This is a genomic window from Flavobacterium piscinae (assembly GCF_004122145.1).
GTDB lineage: Bacteria > Bacteroidota > Bacteroidia > Flavobacteriales > Flavobacteriaceae > Flavobacterium > Flavobacterium piscinae.
In genome coordinates this window covers 281,879-299,443 of sequence record NZ_SBKQ01000003.1, presented here as the reverse complement: position 1 = coordinate 299,443, position 17,565 = coordinate 281,879, and the positions used below count along the sequence as shown (strand labels likewise).

The following is a 17,565-nucleotide window of genomic DNA, read 5'->3' as shown; positions in this document are numbered from 1 at the left end:
TACATTCTTTTTTTAATCGACTTCTTTACCTCTACTTTCATCCCAAATTTCAAACCAATCCTCTGGGTCTAAAATTAATTCAGATGCTTTTTGTAGTTGTTGAATTCTAGCCACATTCACTGTACCGGCAACGGGAATTACTTTGGACGGATGTTTCATAATCCAAGCCAATAAAATGATATCCGAACCAAAATGATATTTTTCAACCAATCGAGCTAATAATTTCTTTAAACGTCGGGTTTGGTCGGTATCTTCTCTAAAAATTGTTCCTAATGGATTCCATGCCATCGGTCGAATATGGTGAATTTGCATGTGGTTTAGACTTCCATCTACCATAGGTTCTAAATGCGTTGCCGAAAACTGAATTTGATTATATGAAACGTTTGTTTTTTGCTTAATCAAATCAGTTTGAAATGGAGTAAAATTTGATAATCCAAAATCTAATATTTTCCCGTCTTTTTTCAACTTTTCAATCGCTTCGACAATTTCATCAGCTTGCATTAAAGGACTTGGGCGATGTAAAAGAAAAACGTCCAAATAATCAGTTTTTAAATTTTTAAGCGAATTTTCTGCTGACCAAATAATGTACTCCTTTGAATAATCATAATGTTTGATTTTATTATTTCGATTGTTAGTTACTAATTGAATACCACATTTTGAAACCAATTGAATTTTTGAGCGATTAATTTTACTTTGTTTAAAGCCTTCACCAAAAGTTGCTTCGGTGGTGTAACCGCCATAAATATCAGCATGATCAAAAGTGGAAATTTTATTTTCCAGGCAAACATGCATGAGGTTGGCCATTTCGGTAACACTTAAATTTTTATCCCAAACACCCCAATTCATGGTTCCTGCTACAACAGGAGATAATGTAGTTTTCATTATTTTTATAACTTATGGTAATAGATTAAGGGTGAAAGTGAATGGGCGGTTTATACCTGAAACCTGAAACCTTCAACTTTCATTCCTACAACTTTTTTCTTATCGGTCTTAAAATTATAAAAACTAAATCACAAATCACTCTTAAAACCCATGATTTTATTGAAGTTTTAACGGTATGTTAACATCTTGAAAGGAATAAAATTTTCAATTTGCACTGTTAATTTATACATACTAAATTCGAGCTTTTAAAATAGGAATCATGGAAGAAAATACAACTACGCTGGACATCAGAGCGATTAATGAAAAAATTGAAAGAGAAAGTGCTTTTATTGACCTGCTAACGTATGAAATGAACAAAGTTATCGTAGGCCAAAAACACATGGTAGAACGTTTGTTGATTGGACTTTTAGGACAAGGACACATCCTATTGGAAGGTGTTCCCGGTCTGGCTAAAACGTTAGCCATAAACACCTTGTCTCAAGCCGTACAAGGTACTTTTAGTCGTGTACAATTTACACCGGATTTATTACCTGCCGATGTGGTTGGAACCATGATTTACAACATCAAACAAAATGAATTTTCCATCAAGAAAGGACCAATTTTCGCCAATTTCGTCTTAGCTGATGAGATTAACCGTGCTCCTGCCAAAGTGCAATCGGCTTTATTAGAAGCCATGCAGGAAAAACAGGTAACCATTGGTGATACAACTTTTAAATTAGACAAACCGTTCTTAGTTTTGGCTACTCAAAACCCAATTGAACAAGAAGGAACCTATCCGTTACCGGAAGCTCAAGTCGATCGTTTTATGCTAAAAACGGTCATTGATTACCCTAAAATGGAAGACGAACGATTGGTGATTCGTCAAAATTTAAAAGGAAGTTATGAAAAAGTAAATGCGGTAATTTCCATTGATCAAATTCTACGGGCTCAACAAGCCGTTCGTGAAGTCTATATGGATGAGAAAATTGAAAAATACATTTTAGATATCATTTTCGCAACGCGTTTCCCCGAAAAATATAAATTAGAAAGTTTAAAACCATTAATCAGCTTTGGTTCGTCTCCTCGTGGAAGTATTAATTTGGCCACAGCAGCAAAATGTTATGCGTTTATCAAACGGCGTGGTTATGTGATACCCGAAGATGTGCGTGCCGTTGTGCACGATGTGTTGCGTCACCGTATCGGTGTAACATACGAAGCTGAAGCAGAAAACATCACTTCGGTTGAAATCATTAATAAAATTGTAAACGAGATTGAAGTACCTTAATTTTTTGTTTCAAGTTTAATGTTTCAAGTTTAAAAACCTGAAACAAAGAGAACCTGAAACTTGAAACCTGAAACAAAGAAAGAATGGAAACAAAAGACTTACTCAAAAAAGTACGAAAAATAGAAATCAAAACCCGACGATTGAGTGATCATATCTTTTCGGGAGAATACCATACGTCTTTTAAAGGTCGTGGGATGACTTTTTCCGAAGTCCGTCAATACCAATTTGGTGATGATGTGCGTGCCATCGATTGGAACGTAACCGCACGTTATAACGAACCATACATTAAAGTGTTTGAAGAAGAAAGAGAATTAACCATGATGTTGATGGTGGACATTTCGGGTTCGGAAAGTTTTGGCACAAAAAATCAGTTGAAAAGTGAAATTGTAACTGAAATCGCTGCAACAATGGCTTTTTCAGCCACTCAAAACAATGACAAAATTGGTTTGATTTTGTTTTCCGATGAAATTGAACTTTACATTCCGCCTAAAAAAGGGAAATCACACGTGTTGCGAATTATTCGTGAATTGATTGAATTTAAACCAAAAAGTAATAAAACAAACATTTCCAATGCGTTGAAATTTTTATCGAGTGTGATGAAAAAGAAAGCCATCGTATTTTTTATTTCCGATTTTATTACGGATGATAATTACGAACACACCTTGAAAATTGCCGGAAAAAAACACGACATCACCGGAATTCGTGTGTTTGATATTCGAGAAGAAAAAATGCCAAATATCGGAATGGTGAATATGTTGGATGCTGAAACGGGCGAAACGATGTTAGTGAACACCAATTCAAAAGCCATCCGAATGGAATATGAAAAATATTATCATGAGAAAGTAACTTTTTTTAAAGAAACATTCTCAAAATGTGGTTCAGGAACAGTTAATACAAGAGTTGATGAAAGTTATGTGACCAAATTACTAACCTATTTTAAATCAAGATAATCATACGCCAATTTCAAAAAATTTTGTAATCGCTGTGAAACAGACAATGAAAATTAAATTATATATATTCTTTCTACTTATTTCAACCTTCGTTTTTGCTCAACAAAAAAGAGTAACTACTTCGGTTGACAGTACCAAGGTTAAAATTGGTGCACAAATTAATTTGACGTTTAAAACAACGGTTGATACACTTTCAAAAGTGGCTTTTCCGGAAGGAAAATTATTTGGCAGTTTAGAGGTTTTAGAAAGTTATCCCACCGATACTATTAAAGAAAATGATACTTATCAACTGATCAAAAAATATGGTTTAACGCAATTTGATAGTGGAAGATATACGATTCCTTCTCTTCAAGTGATTATTAATTCAAAACCCTATGTAACGGATAGTGTTTTAGTTGAAATTCTTCCTGTTGTAGTCGATACGTTGAAGCAACACATGTATGATATCAAAGATATTTCGACCGTTCCGAATGATTATTCCAATTGGTGGATTTTTGTATTGATTTTGATTGGAATTGCCGGGATCGCTAATTTGATTATTTATTGGAGAAAAAGAAATAAAAAACCGGTTGAAGAAGAAATTATCTATGCTTCTCCAATTGAAAAGGCCACAGCACACCTAAAATCATTAGAAAAAAAGAGCTTGGTTGAACGAGGTGAAGTGAAAGAATATTACTCCGAATTGACTGATATTGCCCGAACGTATATCGAAGAAGCCATCGAAATTCCGGCAATGGAAAGTACGACTGATGAATTGATTGCGGCTTTTAAAATAGCCGTGGTTAAAAAGAAACTTTCTTTAACCGATGAAACTATTAAAAATTTGGAAAAGGTTTTAAAACAAGCCGACTTGGTAAAATTTGCCAAATCTAAACCTTTAGAATTTGAGATTGCGGATGATAAAATAAAAATAGAAAAAACCATTTACAAAATTCATCAATCGATACCGGAAGAAGTGGAAGAGGAAGAATTAGAAGATAATGAAGCCAATCAAGCGAAAATATTAAAACGAAAAAAAGCAAAGAAAAGAACCCTTATCCTCGTTTCTGCGGTAGTTGTACTTTTTATTTCATTGGGGATTATTGTTGCAATAAAAGGTTTCGATTTTTTAAAAGATAACATCATTGGTCATCCAACCAAAGAATTATTGGAAGGCGAATGGGTTTCAAGTCAATACGGAAATCCCGCCATTAAAATCGAAACCCCAAAAGTGCTCAAACGAATGGATATTTCCAAAATGATGAGCGGACAGCAAGTGGCTGAAATGGCCGATATGCAACTATTTGGTTATGGCACCATGATGGATCATTTTTACATTGCCATCATGACCACGAAATTCAAACAAGAAATCAAAATTGAATTGGCCCAAGCTTTAGAGGGTTCGTTAAAAATGATGGAGGCCAATGGGGCACAAAATATATTAGTAAAACAAGAAGAATTCAGCACCAAAGAAGGCGTTGAAGGTTTAAAAGGCTATGGCACCATGGATATTTTAGATCCTATTACTAAAAAAAGTAGAAAAGCCTATTACGAAGTAATTTATTTTGGTCAAGAAGGCGGATTACAACAAATCATTGTATTGCATGAAGAAGGCGATGAAGTGGCCAATGAAATAACAGAGCGGATAATGAATTCGGTTGAAATTGCTATAATCAAATAACCATGGAAAATATCACTTTCTTACATCCACAGTTTTTTTGGTTATTCACCCTACTGCCGGTGGCAATTGCTTGGTATATTTGGAAAAGGAATAAGCAAACACCTACTTTAAAAGTAAGTTCATTAAAAGGGTTTAAAGTAAAAAATTCCATTCTACCCAAATTGAAGCCATTGCTTTTTGTCATGCGAATGTTGGCTTTAAGTGCCATAATAGTTGCTTTAGCTCGCCCAAGAACAGTGGATATAAGTAATAAAACCAAAACCACTCGCGGAATTGACATTGTGATGGCTACCGACGTTTCCGGAAGTATGCTCGCCAAGGATTTAAAACCTAATCGATTAGAATCATTAAAAAAAGTGGCGGCAAACTTTGTGAAAGACCGACCTAATGACCGCTTCGGTATAGTGGTGTATGCCGCCGAAAGTTATACCAAAACTCCCGTAACGAGTGATAAATCGATTGTGATTGATGCCATCAAAAGTATTAAGTACGATAATGTTCTGAAAGACGGAACCGGAATTGGAATGGGATTGGCCACCGCAGTAAACCGTTTGAAAGATAGTAAAGCCAAAAGTAGAATTGTAATTTTATTAACCGATGGGGTAAATAATGCCGGATTTATTGAACCGGAAACAGCTGCCGATATTGCCAGAGAATACGGAATTAAAGTGTATACGATTGGAATCGGAACAAATGGGATGGCAGAATTTCCCTATGCCTATGCACCAAACGGTGGGTTTTTATTCAGAATGATGCCGGTTGAAATTGATGAAGCATTAATGAAAAGCATCGCCAAAAAAACCGATGGTAAATATTTTAGAGCTACAAGCAACAGCAAATTAGAGGAAATTTACAACGAAATTAATAAGTTGGAAACCACCGAAATTGAAGAACAACGGTTTTACAATTACGATGAAAAATTCCGCCCATTAATTTGGATTGCAGGCTTATTATTGTTGATAGAAATTTTATTAAAACAAACCATTTTTAGAGGTTTTATATAATATGTATTCACAAATAGACGAAAAAATATATTTGTACTTTTTAGCTGTTATCCCAATAATAGTGATACTTTTTTTAGTCAATTTATATTGGAAAAGAAAGAAGCAACGCGAGTTTGGGGATGTAGAATTAGTGAAAAAATTGAGCCCTGAAAAGTCTATTTTTAAGCCGGTATTAAAAATTACCGTTTTTCTATTAGCGTTGACAAGTTTAATTATTGGTTTAGCCAATCCAAAAATTGGCAGTAAAATGGAAACCGTAAAACGGGAAGGAATTGATGTGGTGTTTGCCATCGACGTTTCCAAAAGTATGTTGGCCGAAGACATGGCTCCCAACCGATTGGATAAAACCAAACAAATTGTTTCGCAAATTATCAATCAATTAGGAAGTGACCGAATCGGAATGGTAGCCTATGCCGGAAGTGCTTTTCCTGTTTTGCCTATAACCACAGATTACGGTGTGGCAAAAATGTATTTGCAAAACATGAATACCGATATGGTTTCGTCGCAAGGAACATCGTTGGAAGAAGCGATTAAGTTATCGGCTAATTATTTTGATAAAGGGAACGCTACCAACAAATTAATTATTTTGATTTCGGATGGAGAAGATCATTCCGACGGAGTAGAAGGAGCCATTGAAGAAGCTCTTAAAATAAAAGCAAAAGTAATCACCATTGGTGTTGGAACCGAAAAAGGTGGACCGATTCCAATTAAACTAAATGGTGTAGTTGAGAATTTTAAACGCGATCAAAACGATGAGGTTGTGGTAACCAAAATGAATGCAGAAATCCTGAAACAAATAGGAAAAGGCACAAAAGGAGGTTATGTTTACGGCGGAAACACAAAAGAGGTGTTGGATTATGTAAAAAATGCATTAGACAATATTGAAAAAACTGAATTTGAAACGACACAAGTAGCCGATTTTCAATCGCAATTTCAATGGTTTTTAGGCATAGCTTTTGCCTTGCTGTTTATCGATATTTTCCTGTTAGAAAGAAAAACAGATTGGATTAGTAAGTTGAATTTATTTAATGAAAAGGAATCATGAAGCAAATCGTTTTTTTAATTTGTTTGTTATTTTCTTTTTTAATGTTCGCTCAAGAGGAAGTGAAAAAAGAAAAAGATAAAATTTTGCCCAAAGCAAATGAAGCTTTCATCGAAAAAAATTATGCTGAAGCAGAAGCACAATACCGTATTTCCAATTCGAAAGGATTATCGGGTGCTAAACCATCGTATAATTTAGGGAATTCAATTTACAGACAAAAGCAATTTAGTGAGTCAAAATACGCCTATTCGCAAGCCTTTGAAAAGGCAACAACCAAAGAAGAAAAACACAAAGCATTGCATAATTTAGGCAATGTTTATATGAAAGAAAAACAATATGGAAAAGCAGTTGAAGCCTATAAAAATGCCTTACGAAACAATCCTTCCGACGAGCAAACCCGTTACAATTATGCATTGGCAAAGGAATATTTAAAAAACAATCCGGAAGACCAAAACCAAGACAAAAAAGACGAGAAGAAAGAGGACAAAAAGGACGATAAAAAAGACGATCAAAAGCAAGACAAAGGCGACGGCGATAAAGACAAAAAAGACGAAAAAAAAGAAGGAGATAAAGATAAAAATAAAGGCGATAACGACGAAGATAAGAATGAAGGCGATCAGAAGAAAGACCAAAATCAAGGCGGTCAACCTAAACCACAACCTTCAGGAATTTCAAAGGAAAGTGTTCAAAATCTACTAGACGCCGTAAATAATGAGGAAAAGAAAGTGCAGGAAAAAATGAACCTTCAAAAGGTGAAAGCTAAACCTGTTCAAACGGAAAAAGACTGGTAATTGAAAATGAAAAAACTGTTATTCATATTAATATTAACGTGTCAAACTTTTTTTGCACAAGTTCAATTTGACGCCAAAGCGAGTAAAACATCTTTGGGATTAAACGAACGGTTGCGAATTGACTTTACCATGAATGTGGATGGTGATAATTTTGTGCCTCCATCGTTTGAAGGTTTTCGATTATTGGCAGGACCAAGCCAGCAAGTGAGTCAATCCTGGGTTAACGGAAAAAGTTCCTTTAACAAAACGTATTCTTATTTTTTATTGCCTACTCAAAAAGGAACAATTTCCATCAAACAGGCATCGATTGAATACAACGGACAAGTTTATAAAACCACCCCAATCAGTATCAAAGTTACCGATGCCGTGCAGCAACCGCGTGATCCAAACGATAATTCCGTATCGATTAATGATGCGTTGCATTTGGTGGCTGAGGTTAGCAAAACCAATCCATATCTAAACGAACCCATCACAGTAGTTTACAAATTATATTTCAGCCACAACATCGGTATTTCAAATTGGCGTGAATTAGACAAACCCAAATACAATGATTTTTGGAGCCAAAACATCGACATTAAACAATTAGTTGCCGAAGAAGGAACCTATAATGGGGAACGATTTCGTTATGTAGTATTACGAAAAACCGTTTTATATCCGCAAAAATCAGGGAAATTGGAAATTGAACCACTTTCGTTAGATATTGATGTAGAATTACCAACCAATCGACGAAATATATTCGGTCAGGTAATGCTGACCAAAGACCACAAACGCGTTTCCGCCGGAAGCAAAATCATCAACGTAAAACCACTTCCCGAGAACGGAAAACCAATTGATTTTTCAGGTGCCGTTGGTAAATTTGATTTCAAAGTAATACCTTCTAAAACCACTTTAAAAAATGGAGAAAGTATGGATTTGGAAGTAAGTGTTTCCGGTACCGGAAATTTGAAATTGTTTAGTTTGCCTAAACCGGTCGTTCCAACTGCTTTAGAAATGTATGATCCGGTTCATTCCGAAAAAGTAAATACTCCCTTAAGTGGTATGAACGGAAAAATCTCAGACAAGTACACGATTATTCCGCAATTCAAAGGGATTTATAACATTAAACCGATACAATTTTCTTATTTCGATTTAGGAACGAACAGTTATAAAACAATTACTTCCGATGAAATTACGATTAATGTGGCAGATGGACCAACATCGCCTAATGCAGGAAATGATAATCCGGGGAATGCTTCGGTAGCGAAAAAAACTGTCGATGCCCAAGAGCAATTCAAATTTATTCATCTAAAAACCAAATTATCACAAATCAATAAAAAAGATTTCTTTGGTTCAACTACGTATTATGTTTTGTTGGGAATTCCGTTTTTATTGATTCCGTTTATCATATTATTCAAGAAGAAAAAAGAAGCAATCGATGGTGATGTGATGGGTAATAAATTGAAAATGAACAATAAATTGGCGAAGAAATATTTATCCGAAGCCAAAAAACAACTCGGTAACAAAGAACCATTTTATGTGGCTTTGGAAAAATCGTTGCACAATTTTTTGAAAGCGAAATTAAAAATTGAAACCTCTGAAATGAGCAAAGAATTAATCAAAGAATTTTTAGCCGATAAAAAAGCACAACCTGAAACGATAGAAAAATTTATTCAAATCACCGAAAATTGCGAATTAGCTCGATACGCTCAGTTTTCAAATGTAGCGATGCAGCAGGATTTTGACAAAGCAGCAGAGGTAATTTCGGAGTTAGAAAAACAAATTAGTTAACCACAAAGGTCACTAAGAAGGCACAAAGAGCACAAAAAGTTTACTATGAGTGAAGATGAAATCTCAAAAATAGTTTTTGAAGCCGCCTTAAAAGTTCACAAGGCTTTAGGTCCGGGATTGTTAGAAAGTGCTTATGAAGAGTGTTTGTTTTATGAATTAAAAAAGCAATCGTTAAAAGTAGAAAAACAGAAAGCGTTACCTTTAATTTATGAAGAAGTAAAAATGGATGTTGGCTACAGAATCGATATAATAATTGAAGACAAATTTATTGTTGAAGTGAAATCGGTTGAAGCATTAAATGAAGTTCATTTAGCTCAAATTTTGACTTATTTGAAGTTGACAGAATGTAAATTAGGAATGCTAATTAATTTTAATGTTAAACAATTAAAAAATGGAGTTCGAAGAGTAATCAATGGCGTTCAATAGTGACCTTTGTGCCTTCTTAGTGAACTTCGCGGTAAAGAAAAATGAAAAATATCATCTATATTTTACTCTTGCTAACCCAAACATTTTGGGCTCAGAGTGTTTTTGATAAAGGAAACGAACACTATCGTAAAGGCAATTATCAAGAAGCGATAAATGCGTATGAAAGTATTTTAAAGGGCAAAAAAGAATCGTGCGATTTGTATTTTAATTTGGCTAATAGTTATTATAAATTAAACGAAATTGCTCCTGCGATTTATTATTATGAAAAAGCACTTTTAATTAGTCCGAACGACAAAGACATTCAAAACAACTTAAAATTCGCAAAAAACAATACAATAGACGATATTAAAGAAGTTCAAAAAGTAGGTTTTGAAAAAATACTTGGTAATTTCACAGGATTATTTCACTATAATACTTGGGCCTATATTTCAATTGGATTAGCCATTTTGTTTTTGTTGTTTTTTATAGGCTATTATTTCTCGCAAACAACCTTGGCAAAACGTATTTTTTTTGTGGGAATGTTTATTGTTCCAATTTTGATTTTAATGGCTGTTGGAGCGGCTATTTTTGAAAAAAACTTGTATCAAACCGAACGTCCGGCTATTGTGTTTGAACAAATAATTTCAGTGAAAAACGAACCAAGAGAAAATGCCACAGAAGCTTTCGTTCTTCACGAAGGCACAAAAGTTTTTGTTTTAGAAACAGTTGACAATTGGAAAAAAATTCAACTCACCGATGAAACCGAAGGTTGGATTTTAAGCGAAGCCATTAAGGAGTTGAAATAGTTTCTTTATAAATTGCTTTTACATCGTCAATCCAATTCGTAACCATTTGCATCATAAAAGCAGTCGTGTCTACAATAGGGCGATACAATAGTGATTTTTCCTGTTTTTCTTTGGAAATCAATTGATTATCTACGTTTATTTTTTGAACTAAATTCAGCACAATTCCAATCAACAAAGCTGTTTTTAAAATGCTGAAAATCCCGCCGGCTAATTTATTTACCCAACCCAAAAAAGCAAAATCAGCGATTTTTGTAAATATTTTTGCCAACAAATGAACGCCAATTACAACCAAAATTAAGGTCAATACAAAAGCAGTAATTTGAATCGTTTTAGGATTCCAACTAACAAAACCTTCCAAAAAACCTTTTGCCAAATACGAAAATTTAATCGCGAGAAAAACGCCTAAAATAAATGAAATGATGGAAGCAATTTCAACAAACAAACCGTTTTTAATGCCGGAATACAATCCAATAATCAATACAATACCAATTACAATATCCATTTTTTTTCTATTTAAACAAAAATAATAGATTTTCTTGAACCATTAAGATATTAAGTTACATTAAGCCTTAATGCATTTTAATGCCTTAATGGTTTAAATAATTTAAGTTTTGATTTTATAAATTATTCTTATTTCTTAAATCTGTGTTCTAAAATGTCTTTATTTTAATGGTTTTAAACTAAAAACTTATCTTTGCTAAAAATAGTGGATGAAGGATGAAATAACTCTTCCATATTCCCACTTCCATCTTCCATCATGTCAAGAGATATACAATTAAAAGAACGTTGGGAAAACGTTGTCAACATACTATCCAATCAATTTGCCGATGGTGATGAACTCTACCTCGATGCCATCATTTATCTTATTGGCGTGCAAGAATTGGGCAAGGTTAAACAAACCTTCAAAAAAGATGAAAAAATAAATTTAATGCATATAGCGATTTGTCGCCTACTCGAACCGTATGGCTATTATGAATTTGATTTTTACGATAACGATGGTTGGCCACATTACAAAGTAAAAGAAGAACTTCCGCCTTTAAAAGCCGGCGAGCAGTCGGTTTTGATGAAAGAAGCGATTGTGCATTATTTTTTGGAGCGTGAGTTGATTAAATAGTTTGCAGTTTTTACAAAAACTCCCAAGTCTCAACTCCCAACTCCCAACTTTTTCCTAAATTTGCACCTTTACAGCACGTACGATGATAGACAAGATAAAAGAATACATTGGCGAAGCACAAGCTTTTCAAACGGATAATAAAGAAACTCTTGAACAATTCAGAATAAAATTCCTGGGAAGTAAAGGGCTTTTAAAAGAACTGTTTGCCGAATTTAAGAATGTTCCCAACGAACAGAAAAAAGAATTTGGTCAGGTAATCAATACGTTGAAAAACACCGCCGAAGAAAAAGTAAAATCCATTCAGGAATTGTTGGAAAGCAAAGAAGAATCGGTTGGCCTTTTTGGTGATTTGACGCGTCCGGGGGAGCCTTTTCCAATTGGATCTCGTCATCCAATATCATTAGTAAAAAACCAAATTATTGATATCTTTTCAAATATTGGTTTCAATGTTTCCGAAGGTCCTGAAATTGAAGACGATTGGCATAATTTTACCGCGTTAAACCTTCCGGAATACCATCCGGCAAGAGATATGCAAGACACGTTTTTTATTCAAACCAATCCTGATGTGTTGTTGCGAACGCATACATCTTCGGTTCAGGTGCGGTATATGGAAAATAACAAGCCACCTATTCGTACGATTTCTCCGGGAAGGGTTTTCCGTAATGAAGCCGTTTCTTCGCGTTCACACTGTATTTTCCACCAAGTGGAAGGTTTGTATATTGATAAAGATGTTTCGTTTGCTGACTTAAAGCAAACACTTTTATATTTCACCAAAGAAATGTTCGGAAAGTCAAAAATTCGTTTGAGACCTTCTTATTTTCCTTTTACTGAGCCAAGTGCTGAGGTAGATATTTATTGGGGTTTAAAAACCGAAACCGATTACCGCATCACCAAAGGAACCGGATGGTTGGAAATCATGGGTTGCGGAATGGTTGACCCAAATGTGTTGAAAAATTGTGGCATCAATCCGGATGAATACAACGGTTTTGCTTTCGGTATGGGAATCGAACGGATTGCCATGCTTTTATACCAAATTGGCGATATTCGTATGTTTTATGAAAATGATGTTCGCTTTTTGGAGCAATTTAAAACCAGTATATAAGAATTTAGAATTATGAATAACGATTTTTGATTGCAGATTTAATTCCACAATCAAAAATCGTCATTCTTTAATCGTTAATCCCATGAAATCCGACATTATCATCCCAAAAGTAGAAAACGTCTTTTTAGCAGCCATCCAAGAATGGAACGATGACTTTATGGATAATGTTTGGAATGTATATCTCATCAATGACAGCGACTTTAAATTAGACAGCGTGATGGTCGTTTCAAAAGCGTTTGGTACGGTTAATGGCGAAATGAAAAAAACGTCCTTATTGCGTCATGCTTTTATGGAAATTCCCTCAGTTTCGGCTGTGAAAATTGAAATGATTGAAACCAGTGTTTTGGCCTTAAATAATGAATTCATGGTAACCTATTTCATTGGAAATACTTTATACGACAAAAAATTTACCTTTAGAACCAACACCATCAACGAACGTGCAACGGAAGAAGTACCGGTTTTGTTTAAGAATGGGGTGGTGGTGAAGTAAAAGAATATAGAACAAAGAGTATAGAAAATAGACTAAAGCTATACGTGTCTTGTCTATTTTCTTTATTCTATAATCTATTTTCTTAATAAATTAATCCAACTTATCCGTCAACTTTTTAAACACACTTTTCGGGTCTTTACTTTCGTAGAGAATTTGATAAACCGCATCAATAATCGGGGTTTTAGCTTGGTAGTCTAGGTTCAGTTTGTACGCACTTTTTACGGCATAATATCCTTCGGCAACCATGCTCATTTCCATCATGGCACTTTTCACGGTGTAGCCTTTTCCAATCATGTTTCCGAACATTCTGTTTCGAGAAAAAACAGAATAACCGGTTACCAATAAATCACCTAAATAAGCAGAATCATTGATGTTTCGTTTCATTTTATGCACTTTTCGAATGAACTTTTTCATCTCCCGAACGGCATTACTCATCAACAAGGCTTGAAAATTATCCCCATAACCCAAACCATGAGCCATTCCGGCCGCAATCGCATAAATGTTTTTGAGCATGGCGGCATATTCAGTTCCGATAATGTCGTCTGAAATTTTGGTTTTGATGTAATTGCTGTTTAAATTTTTGGCCACAATTTTGGCTTTTGACGCATCGGCACACGCAATGGTTAAGTAGGAAAGACGTTCCAATGCCACTTCTTCAGCATGACACGGACCGGTAATAACTCCAATGTTTTCGTATGGAATGTTGTATTGTTTGTGAAAATGTTCGCCTACAATCAAAAAGGTTTCAGGAACAATTCCTTTGATAGCTGAAAATATGATTTTTTTATCTAACGATTCCGTTAATTTTTCCAATTCTGTATTTAAAAAAGCGGATGGAATGGCGAAAATTAAAATATCTGCATAACGAACGGCTTCATTAATGTCGGTTGTGAGTTTTAGTTTTTTGGTATCAAATTCAACTGAACTCAAGTAATTCGGATTATGCTTTTCAGTTTTCAGATGGTCAATAGCGTTTTGATTTCGCATGTACCAACAAATTTCCGATTGGTTAACACACAACATTTTTGCTATGGCTGTAGCCCAACTTCCGCCACCAATAACTGCAAATTTTTGAGAATTGTTCATTGTATTAGTTTAGTTTGCAAAGGTAAATTTAACCTAAATTTTTAAATTCATAGTTCAAAATCCTTATCAATTTGTCTGACGAAATCGTTTTCCCTACAGAAGGTTGATTTTCATTAAATTGAGGCGGAACTAAATTCAGTTCTTCTGCTTTTTTGGTGTAATATTTTTTTCGACTGGGATGAAAAGGTGCGACCGCATTAAAAACTGTATTCCACACCTCTTTTTCAATAATTATGCGAATGATTTCAATACAATCCACTTGATGAATTAAGTTGATGGGAGCTTCCGGATTTTCTAGATTACTTCTTCCCGCTAAAAAAGTAATAGGATGACGGTCTTCGCCAATTAACCCGCCAAAACGAAGAATTGTAGTTTGAAAATTAGTGTTTTGTAAAAGTAAATTTTCAACAATAAACAATTGTTTTCCGCTTTCCGTTTCCGGATTTGGTATTGTTTCTTCAGTTACAATTTGATTTTCATCTGCATAAACCGAATTGGAACTCACAAAAATCACTTTTTTAATCGATGATTTTTCTACAAACTGAACAAAATTCTCCATTTTCGCAACGAAACTTTCACCAGAACTTCCTCTTAATCCGGGTGGAATATTGATGATCAAAATTTCAGAATTTTCCAGAAAAGCATCATGAATACTCGGGATGTCATTCGCTTTAAGCGAAATTAAAAAAGGTGTAATTCCTTCATTTTGAAGTAATTCTAATTTTGTCTCCGTTGTAGTTGAACCTTTTATCGAATAGCCTTTTTGAAGCAAATGTTTCGCCAAAGGCATTCCCAGCCAGCCACAACCTAAAATACTAATTTGTTTCAAGAGTGTCTTTTTTAGTGATTAATGTATCGATGGCTGATTCAATGTTTTCGATAATTTGAACTTTTTTGGGAACAGATTTAAATATTTTCTTTTTCACAATAATAGCATCAGTTAATACAAATGGCATTGGAATAAACGAATCCGGACGTTTCGGAATACTGAATTTTGGATTTTCCAATAAATCAAAAGAAGAAATCATCACATCCAAATCCAATTTATCGTCTTTATGAATTTGAAAACTCAACGTGAGTGGTTTGTTATTGATGGGATAATAGTTCAGCACATTGGATTTTTTACGTTTAAAAAGACTTCCTTCTTGGTTAATGTTTTTGATGCCATTGGCTTTTAAATGATGAATTTTGAGTTTTTCAGGAGCAAAAACATCCATGCGGTTAACGTTTCTATTAGCATCAATTCTAATTGTTAATGCCCGTTGATTGCCCACTACTGTATCTCTTAGAAAAGTAAAGGTAGGTTGGGGTATGTTTTTCTTTGGAGCTTCAGCGGAATAACTATAACCTGAATTGTATTTGCTGGATAGTCCGTGTTGATTTAAACTAATGTCTAAATTAGGTTTTTCGCCTAGATAATTTTTGGTCCAATTATCCAACACTTTATCATACGTTGCCCAATTGGCTTGGTCTTTATCGGCATTATAAACGTAAAGAAGGCTGTTGGGTTTTCCTTTCCCTTTTTCAAATTTTCCATCAAAATGAGCTTTGATAAAAAACCCGATGGAAATGATAAATAAAAAAGTTCCCCAACCGACTTTCATTGAATAATTACCAAAAACAGGGAGCAAAAGCGTAAAGGTCAGCACAACTAAAACGGCACTTCCGGCCAGCATTTTTAATCCCAAACCAATTGGTAATAATTGAATAAACGGAATAAAAATTAGCAAAGCCGGAATGCTAAAAGCTACATTTATAAATGGATTTGATTTTTCTTTAAAGACAAAAAAAGCAAGTGTAAAAACGGCAAAATAGGCAGGGAAAATAAAAAATGCCGCTCCTTTTAAATAGAAACAAATTAAAAAATTGATGATGAACCACAAAAATACAGGAGCTACAAAATGACTTGGCACTAATTTACTTTTGGTAAATTTCGCATACACCCAAAAACAGATGGCTATTGATAATAAAACAAATGCAGCAATATAACTATGTCCGTTATAAGTAAATTTATGGAGCATATCTTGGTACTGTGGATACAGTGATAAAATCATTTCCCACCCAAAAAATGTAACTAATCCAACAATAATAATCGATAACAATAAAGGAACAAATCCGCGTATCACTTCTTTAAAATCCAATAAATGTTTTCCTAATCCAATGGTAACAATGCCAAGAAAAAGTACAAATGCCACAATTACAAGCGGAAAATTCCATGAAAAAGGATAATGAAAGAATCCAATCGATGAACTAAAATAAACATGCTCTTCATCTGTTTTTAATTTATTTAAATCTGCATTGGCATAATAAGTTAAAAGCGGCATTAAATAGGTTGCTTGATGTTCAATGGATTCGGGTGTAATGTTTTCAAAATTATCTTGAACCGTATGATAGTCAAAATGATCATCAATAAAAGCAAAATTGAATCCCGGAATATCGGCTTTTTCACGAAAGGCGGTTAAATCGGTATCGTTGGGCAACATTTTATAAATACTGTACATCAACGAATTGGAAACCGGATATTTTGGATTGGCTTCACTAAAGGTTTTAATCAAATTAGCATTTCCCCCGTTGGTTTCTGCCAACATCATAGACGGTCCGGCAGTTCCACGGGCTTCAAAATTGATGACTAAACCGACTTCTTTAGCTAATGGATGTTCAGAAGCAAAAGCATAAGCACCGTTTAAACCCAATTCTTCTGCATCTGAAAACACTATGATAATATCATTTTTTGGTGTTTTGTTCGTATGTAAATAGGTTCTGATTCCTTCTAAAATAACGCCTAAACCATTGGCATCATCGCTCGCACCGTACGATTTGGTGTGCGGAGCACTGTCAAAGTGAGTGAGTAACAAAAGTGATTTTGATGAATCGAAACCTTTTATTTTGGCAACAATATTTTGTGTTTCCACTAAATTATTCCATTTGCTCAGAATGGTACTTTTTTGAATTTGTGGTGCAAGCCCTAATTTTTTTAACTCACTTTCTAAATAATTAATAACATTTTGATGGTATGGAGATCCCACATAATGCGGTTCTTTTGAAATTTCTTTCACATGTTTTAAAGCTCTTTCAGTTGAGAATTCTGAAAGTGGCACATTCCCTTTTGAATAATCAGAGGGCATCATTCGGTGAAAAATCAACCAAATAATTCCCACAACTAAAATGGAAATTAATAGCGAAACGTAGTTTTTTTTCATGA

17 protein-coding genes are annotated in these 17,565 nt (G+C 34.4%); 12 read left to right on the top strand and 5 right to left on the bottom strand.

All coding sequences use genetic code 11. The features are described 5' to 3' along the window. Positions 1-12 precede the first annotated feature (12 nt). Positions 13-885 (bottom strand): aldo/keto reductase, encoded by an 873-nt coding sequence (locus EQG68_RS04265; RefSeq protein ID WP_129463540.1) that lies wholly within the window; start codon positions 883-885, stop codon positions 13-15. A gap of 256 nt (positions 886-1,141) precedes the next feature. Between EQG68_RS04265 and EQG68_RS04260 the strand changes: the two genes are divergently transcribed. From EQG68_RS04260 to EQG68_RS04220, 9 genes are all read left to right on the top strand, one after another. Further along, positions 1,142-2,146, top strand: coding sequence for an AAA family ATPase (locus tag EQG68_RS04260; protein WP_129463539.1), 1,005 nt, complete (start codon positions 1,142-1,144; stop codon positions 2,144-2,146). 83 nt (positions 2,147-2,229) lie between these two features. Beyond that, a complete protein-coding gene (locus EQG68_RS04255; protein ID WP_129463538.1) occupies positions 2,230-3,096 on the top strand; it encodes a DUF58 domain-containing protein in 867 nt (288 codons plus the stop codon). Positions 3,097-3,142: 46 nt separating this feature from the next. Continuing rightward, a complete protein-coding gene (locus EQG68_RS04250) occupies positions 3,143-4,756 on the top strand; it encodes a BatD family protein (protein ID WP_129463537.1) in 1,614 nt (537 codons plus the stop codon). 2 nt (positions 4,757-4,758) lie between these two features. Beyond that, on the top strand, positions 4,759-5,760 hold the full coding sequence (locus EQG68_RS04245) for a vWA domain-containing protein (protein WP_129463536.1): 1,002 nt from the start codon (positions 4,759-4,761) through the stop codon (positions 5,758-5,760). Position 5,761: 1 nt separating this feature from the next. Continuing rightward, on the top strand, positions 5,762-6,805 hold the full coding sequence (locus EQG68_RS04240) for a vWA domain-containing protein (protein ID WP_129463535.1): 1,044 nt from the start codon (positions 5,762-5,764) through the stop codon (positions 6,803-6,805). Continuing rightward, positions 6,802-7,593: a tetratricopeptide repeat protein gene (locus tag EQG68_RS04235; protein WP_129463534.1), complete on the top strand. Its 792-nt coding sequence runs from the start codon at positions 6,802-6,804 to the stop codon at positions 7,591-7,593. Before EQG68_RS04240 ends, EQG68_RS04235 begins: the two co-directional genes overlap by 4 nt. 6 nt (positions 7,594-7,599) lie before the next feature. Next, complete coding sequence (locus tag EQG68_RS04230) at positions 7,600-9,360, top strand: BatD family protein (RefSeq protein ID WP_129463533.1); 1,761 nt, start codon at positions 7,600-7,602, stop codon at positions 9,358-9,360. A 45-nt stretch (positions 9,361-9,405) separates the two neighbouring features. Continuing rightward, entirely contained in the window at positions 9,406-9,786 is a 381-nt protein-coding gene (locus EQG68_RS04225) for a GxxExxY protein (RefSeq protein ID WP_129463532.1), read from the top strand. A gap of 41 nt (positions 9,787-9,827) precedes the next feature. After that, entirely contained in the window at positions 9,828-10,571 is a 744-nt protein-coding gene (locus tag EQG68_RS04220) for a tetratricopeptide repeat protein (RefSeq protein ID WP_129463531.1), read from the top strand. On the opposite strand, the gene EQG68_RS04215 is transcribed toward EQG68_RS04220, so the two are convergent. After that, positions 10,555-11,073: a CvpA family protein gene (locus EQG68_RS04215; RefSeq protein WP_129463530.1), complete on the bottom strand. Its 519-nt coding sequence runs from the start codon at positions 11,071-11,073 to the stop codon at positions 10,555-10,557. The genes EQG68_RS04220 and EQG68_RS04215 overlap by 17 nt on opposite strands. A 255-nt stretch (positions 11,074-11,328) precedes the next feature. Here EQG68_RS04215 and EQG68_RS04210 point away from each other — a divergent pair, with 255 nt between their 5' ends. The 3 genes from EQG68_RS04210 to EQG68_RS04200 all read left to right on the top strand — a co-directional run bounded on the left by EQG68_RS04210 (position 11,329) and on the right by EQG68_RS04200 (position 13,277). Further along, on the top strand, positions 11,329-11,685 hold the full coding sequence (locus EQG68_RS04210; protein WP_129463529.1) for a hypothetical protein: 357 nt from the start codon (positions 11,329-11,331) through the stop codon (positions 11,683-11,685). Positions 11,686-11,767: 82 nt separating this feature from the next. Further along, on the top strand, positions 11,768-12,787 hold the full coding sequence (pheS, locus tag EQG68_RS04205) for a phenylalanine--tRNA ligase subunit alpha (RefSeq protein ID WP_129463528.1): 1,020 nt from the start codon (positions 11,768-11,770) through the stop codon (positions 12,785-12,787). 82 nt (positions 12,788-12,869) lie between these two features. Then, positions 12,870-13,277 carry a hypothetical protein gene (locus tag EQG68_RS04200; RefSeq protein ID WP_129463527.1) on the top strand — a complete coding sequence of 136 codons (408 nt, stop codon included), beginning with the start codon at positions 12,870-12,872 and terminating at the stop codon, positions 13,275-13,277. Between the two features lie 90 nt (positions 13,278-13,367). Here EQG68_RS04200 and EQG68_RS04195 read toward each other — a convergent pair whose 3' ends face one another. The 3 genes from EQG68_RS04195 to EQG68_RS04185 are packed head-to-tail and all read right to left on the bottom strand — an operon-like array spanning position 13,368 to position 17,563. Beyond that, complete coding sequence (locus EQG68_RS04195; RefSeq protein ID WP_129463526.1) at positions 13,368-14,363, bottom strand: NAD(P)H-dependent glycerol-3-phosphate dehydrogenase; 996 nt, start codon at positions 14,361-14,363, stop codon at positions 13,368-13,370. Between the two features lie 28 nt (positions 14,364-14,391). Continuing rightward, the gene (locus EQG68_RS04190; protein ID WP_129463525.1) at positions 14,392-15,192 is read right to left on the bottom strand and encodes an NAD(P)H-binding protein; all 801 of its coding nucleotides are present in this window, start codon (positions 15,190-15,192) and stop codon (positions 14,392-14,394) included. After that, complete coding sequence (locus EQG68_RS04185) at positions 15,179-17,563, bottom strand: M28 family peptidase (protein ID WP_246011634.1); 2,385 nt, start codon at positions 17,561-17,563, stop codon at positions 15,179-15,181. Before EQG68_RS04185 ends, EQG68_RS04190 begins: the two co-directional genes overlap by 14 nt. Positions 17,564-17,565 lie beyond the last annotated feature (2 nt).

What these genes read in the sequence shown, in the direction of transcription:
- EQG68_RS04260 (WP_129463539.1), top strand. Translation starts at nt 1,142, where the DNA reads ATGGAAGAAAATACAACTACGCTGGACATCAGAGCGATTAATGAAAAA.
- EQG68_RS04255 (WP_129463538.1), top strand. Translation starts at nt 2,230, where the DNA reads ATGGAAACAAAAGACTTACTCAAAAAAGTACGAAAAATAGAAATCAAA.
- EQG68_RS04250 (WP_129463537.1), top strand. Translation starts at nt 3,143, where the DNA reads ATGAAAATTAAATTATATATATTCTTTCTACTTATTTCAACCTTCGTT.
- EQG68_RS04245 (WP_129463536.1), top strand. Translation starts at nt 4,759, where the DNA reads ATGGAAAATATCACTTTCTTACATCCACAGTTTTTTTGGTTATTCACC.
- EQG68_RS04240 (WP_129463535.1), top strand. Translation starts at nt 5,762, where the DNA reads ATGTATTCACAAATAGACGAAAAAATATATTTGTACTTTTTAGCTGTT.
- EQG68_RS04235 (WP_129463534.1), top strand. Translation starts at nt 6,802, where the DNA reads ATGAAGCAAATCGTTTTTTTAATTTGTTTGTTATTTTCTTTTTTAATG.
- EQG68_RS04230 (WP_129463533.1), top strand. Translation starts at nt 7,600, where the DNA reads ATGAAAAAACTGTTATTCATATTAATATTAACGTGTCAAACTTTTTTT.
- EQG68_RS04225 (WP_129463532.1), top strand. Translation starts at nt 9,406, where the DNA reads ATGAGTGAAGATGAAATCTCAAAAATAGTTTTTGAAGCCGCCTTAAAA.
- EQG68_RS04220 (WP_129463531.1), top strand. Translation starts at nt 9,828, where the DNA reads ATGAAAAATATCATCTATATTTTACTCTTGCTAACCCAAACATTTTGG.
- EQG68_RS04215 (WP_129463530.1), bottom strand. Translation starts at nt 11,073, where the DNA reads ATGGATATTGTAATTGGTATTGTATTGATTATTGGATTGTATTCCGGC.
- EQG68_RS04210 (WP_129463529.1), top strand. Translation starts at nt 11,329, where the DNA reads ATGTCAAGAGATATACAATTAAAAGAACGTTGGGAAAACGTTGTCAAC.
- pheS (WP_129463528.1), top strand. Translation starts at nt 11,768, where the DNA reads ATGATAGACAAGATAAAAGAATACATTGGCGAAGCACAAGCTTTTCAA.
- EQG68_RS04200 (WP_129463527.1), top strand. Translation starts at nt 12,870, where the DNA reads ATGAAATCCGACATTATCATCCCAAAAGTAGAAAACGTCTTTTTAGCA.
- EQG68_RS04195 (WP_129463526.1), bottom strand. Translation starts at nt 14,363, where the DNA reads ATGAACAATTCTCAAAAATTTGCAGTTATTGGTGGCGGAAGTTGGGCT.
- EQG68_RS04185 (WP_246011634.1), bottom strand. Translation starts at nt 17,563, where the DNA reads ATGAAAAAAAACTACGTTTCGCTATTAATTTCCATTTTAGTTGTGGGA.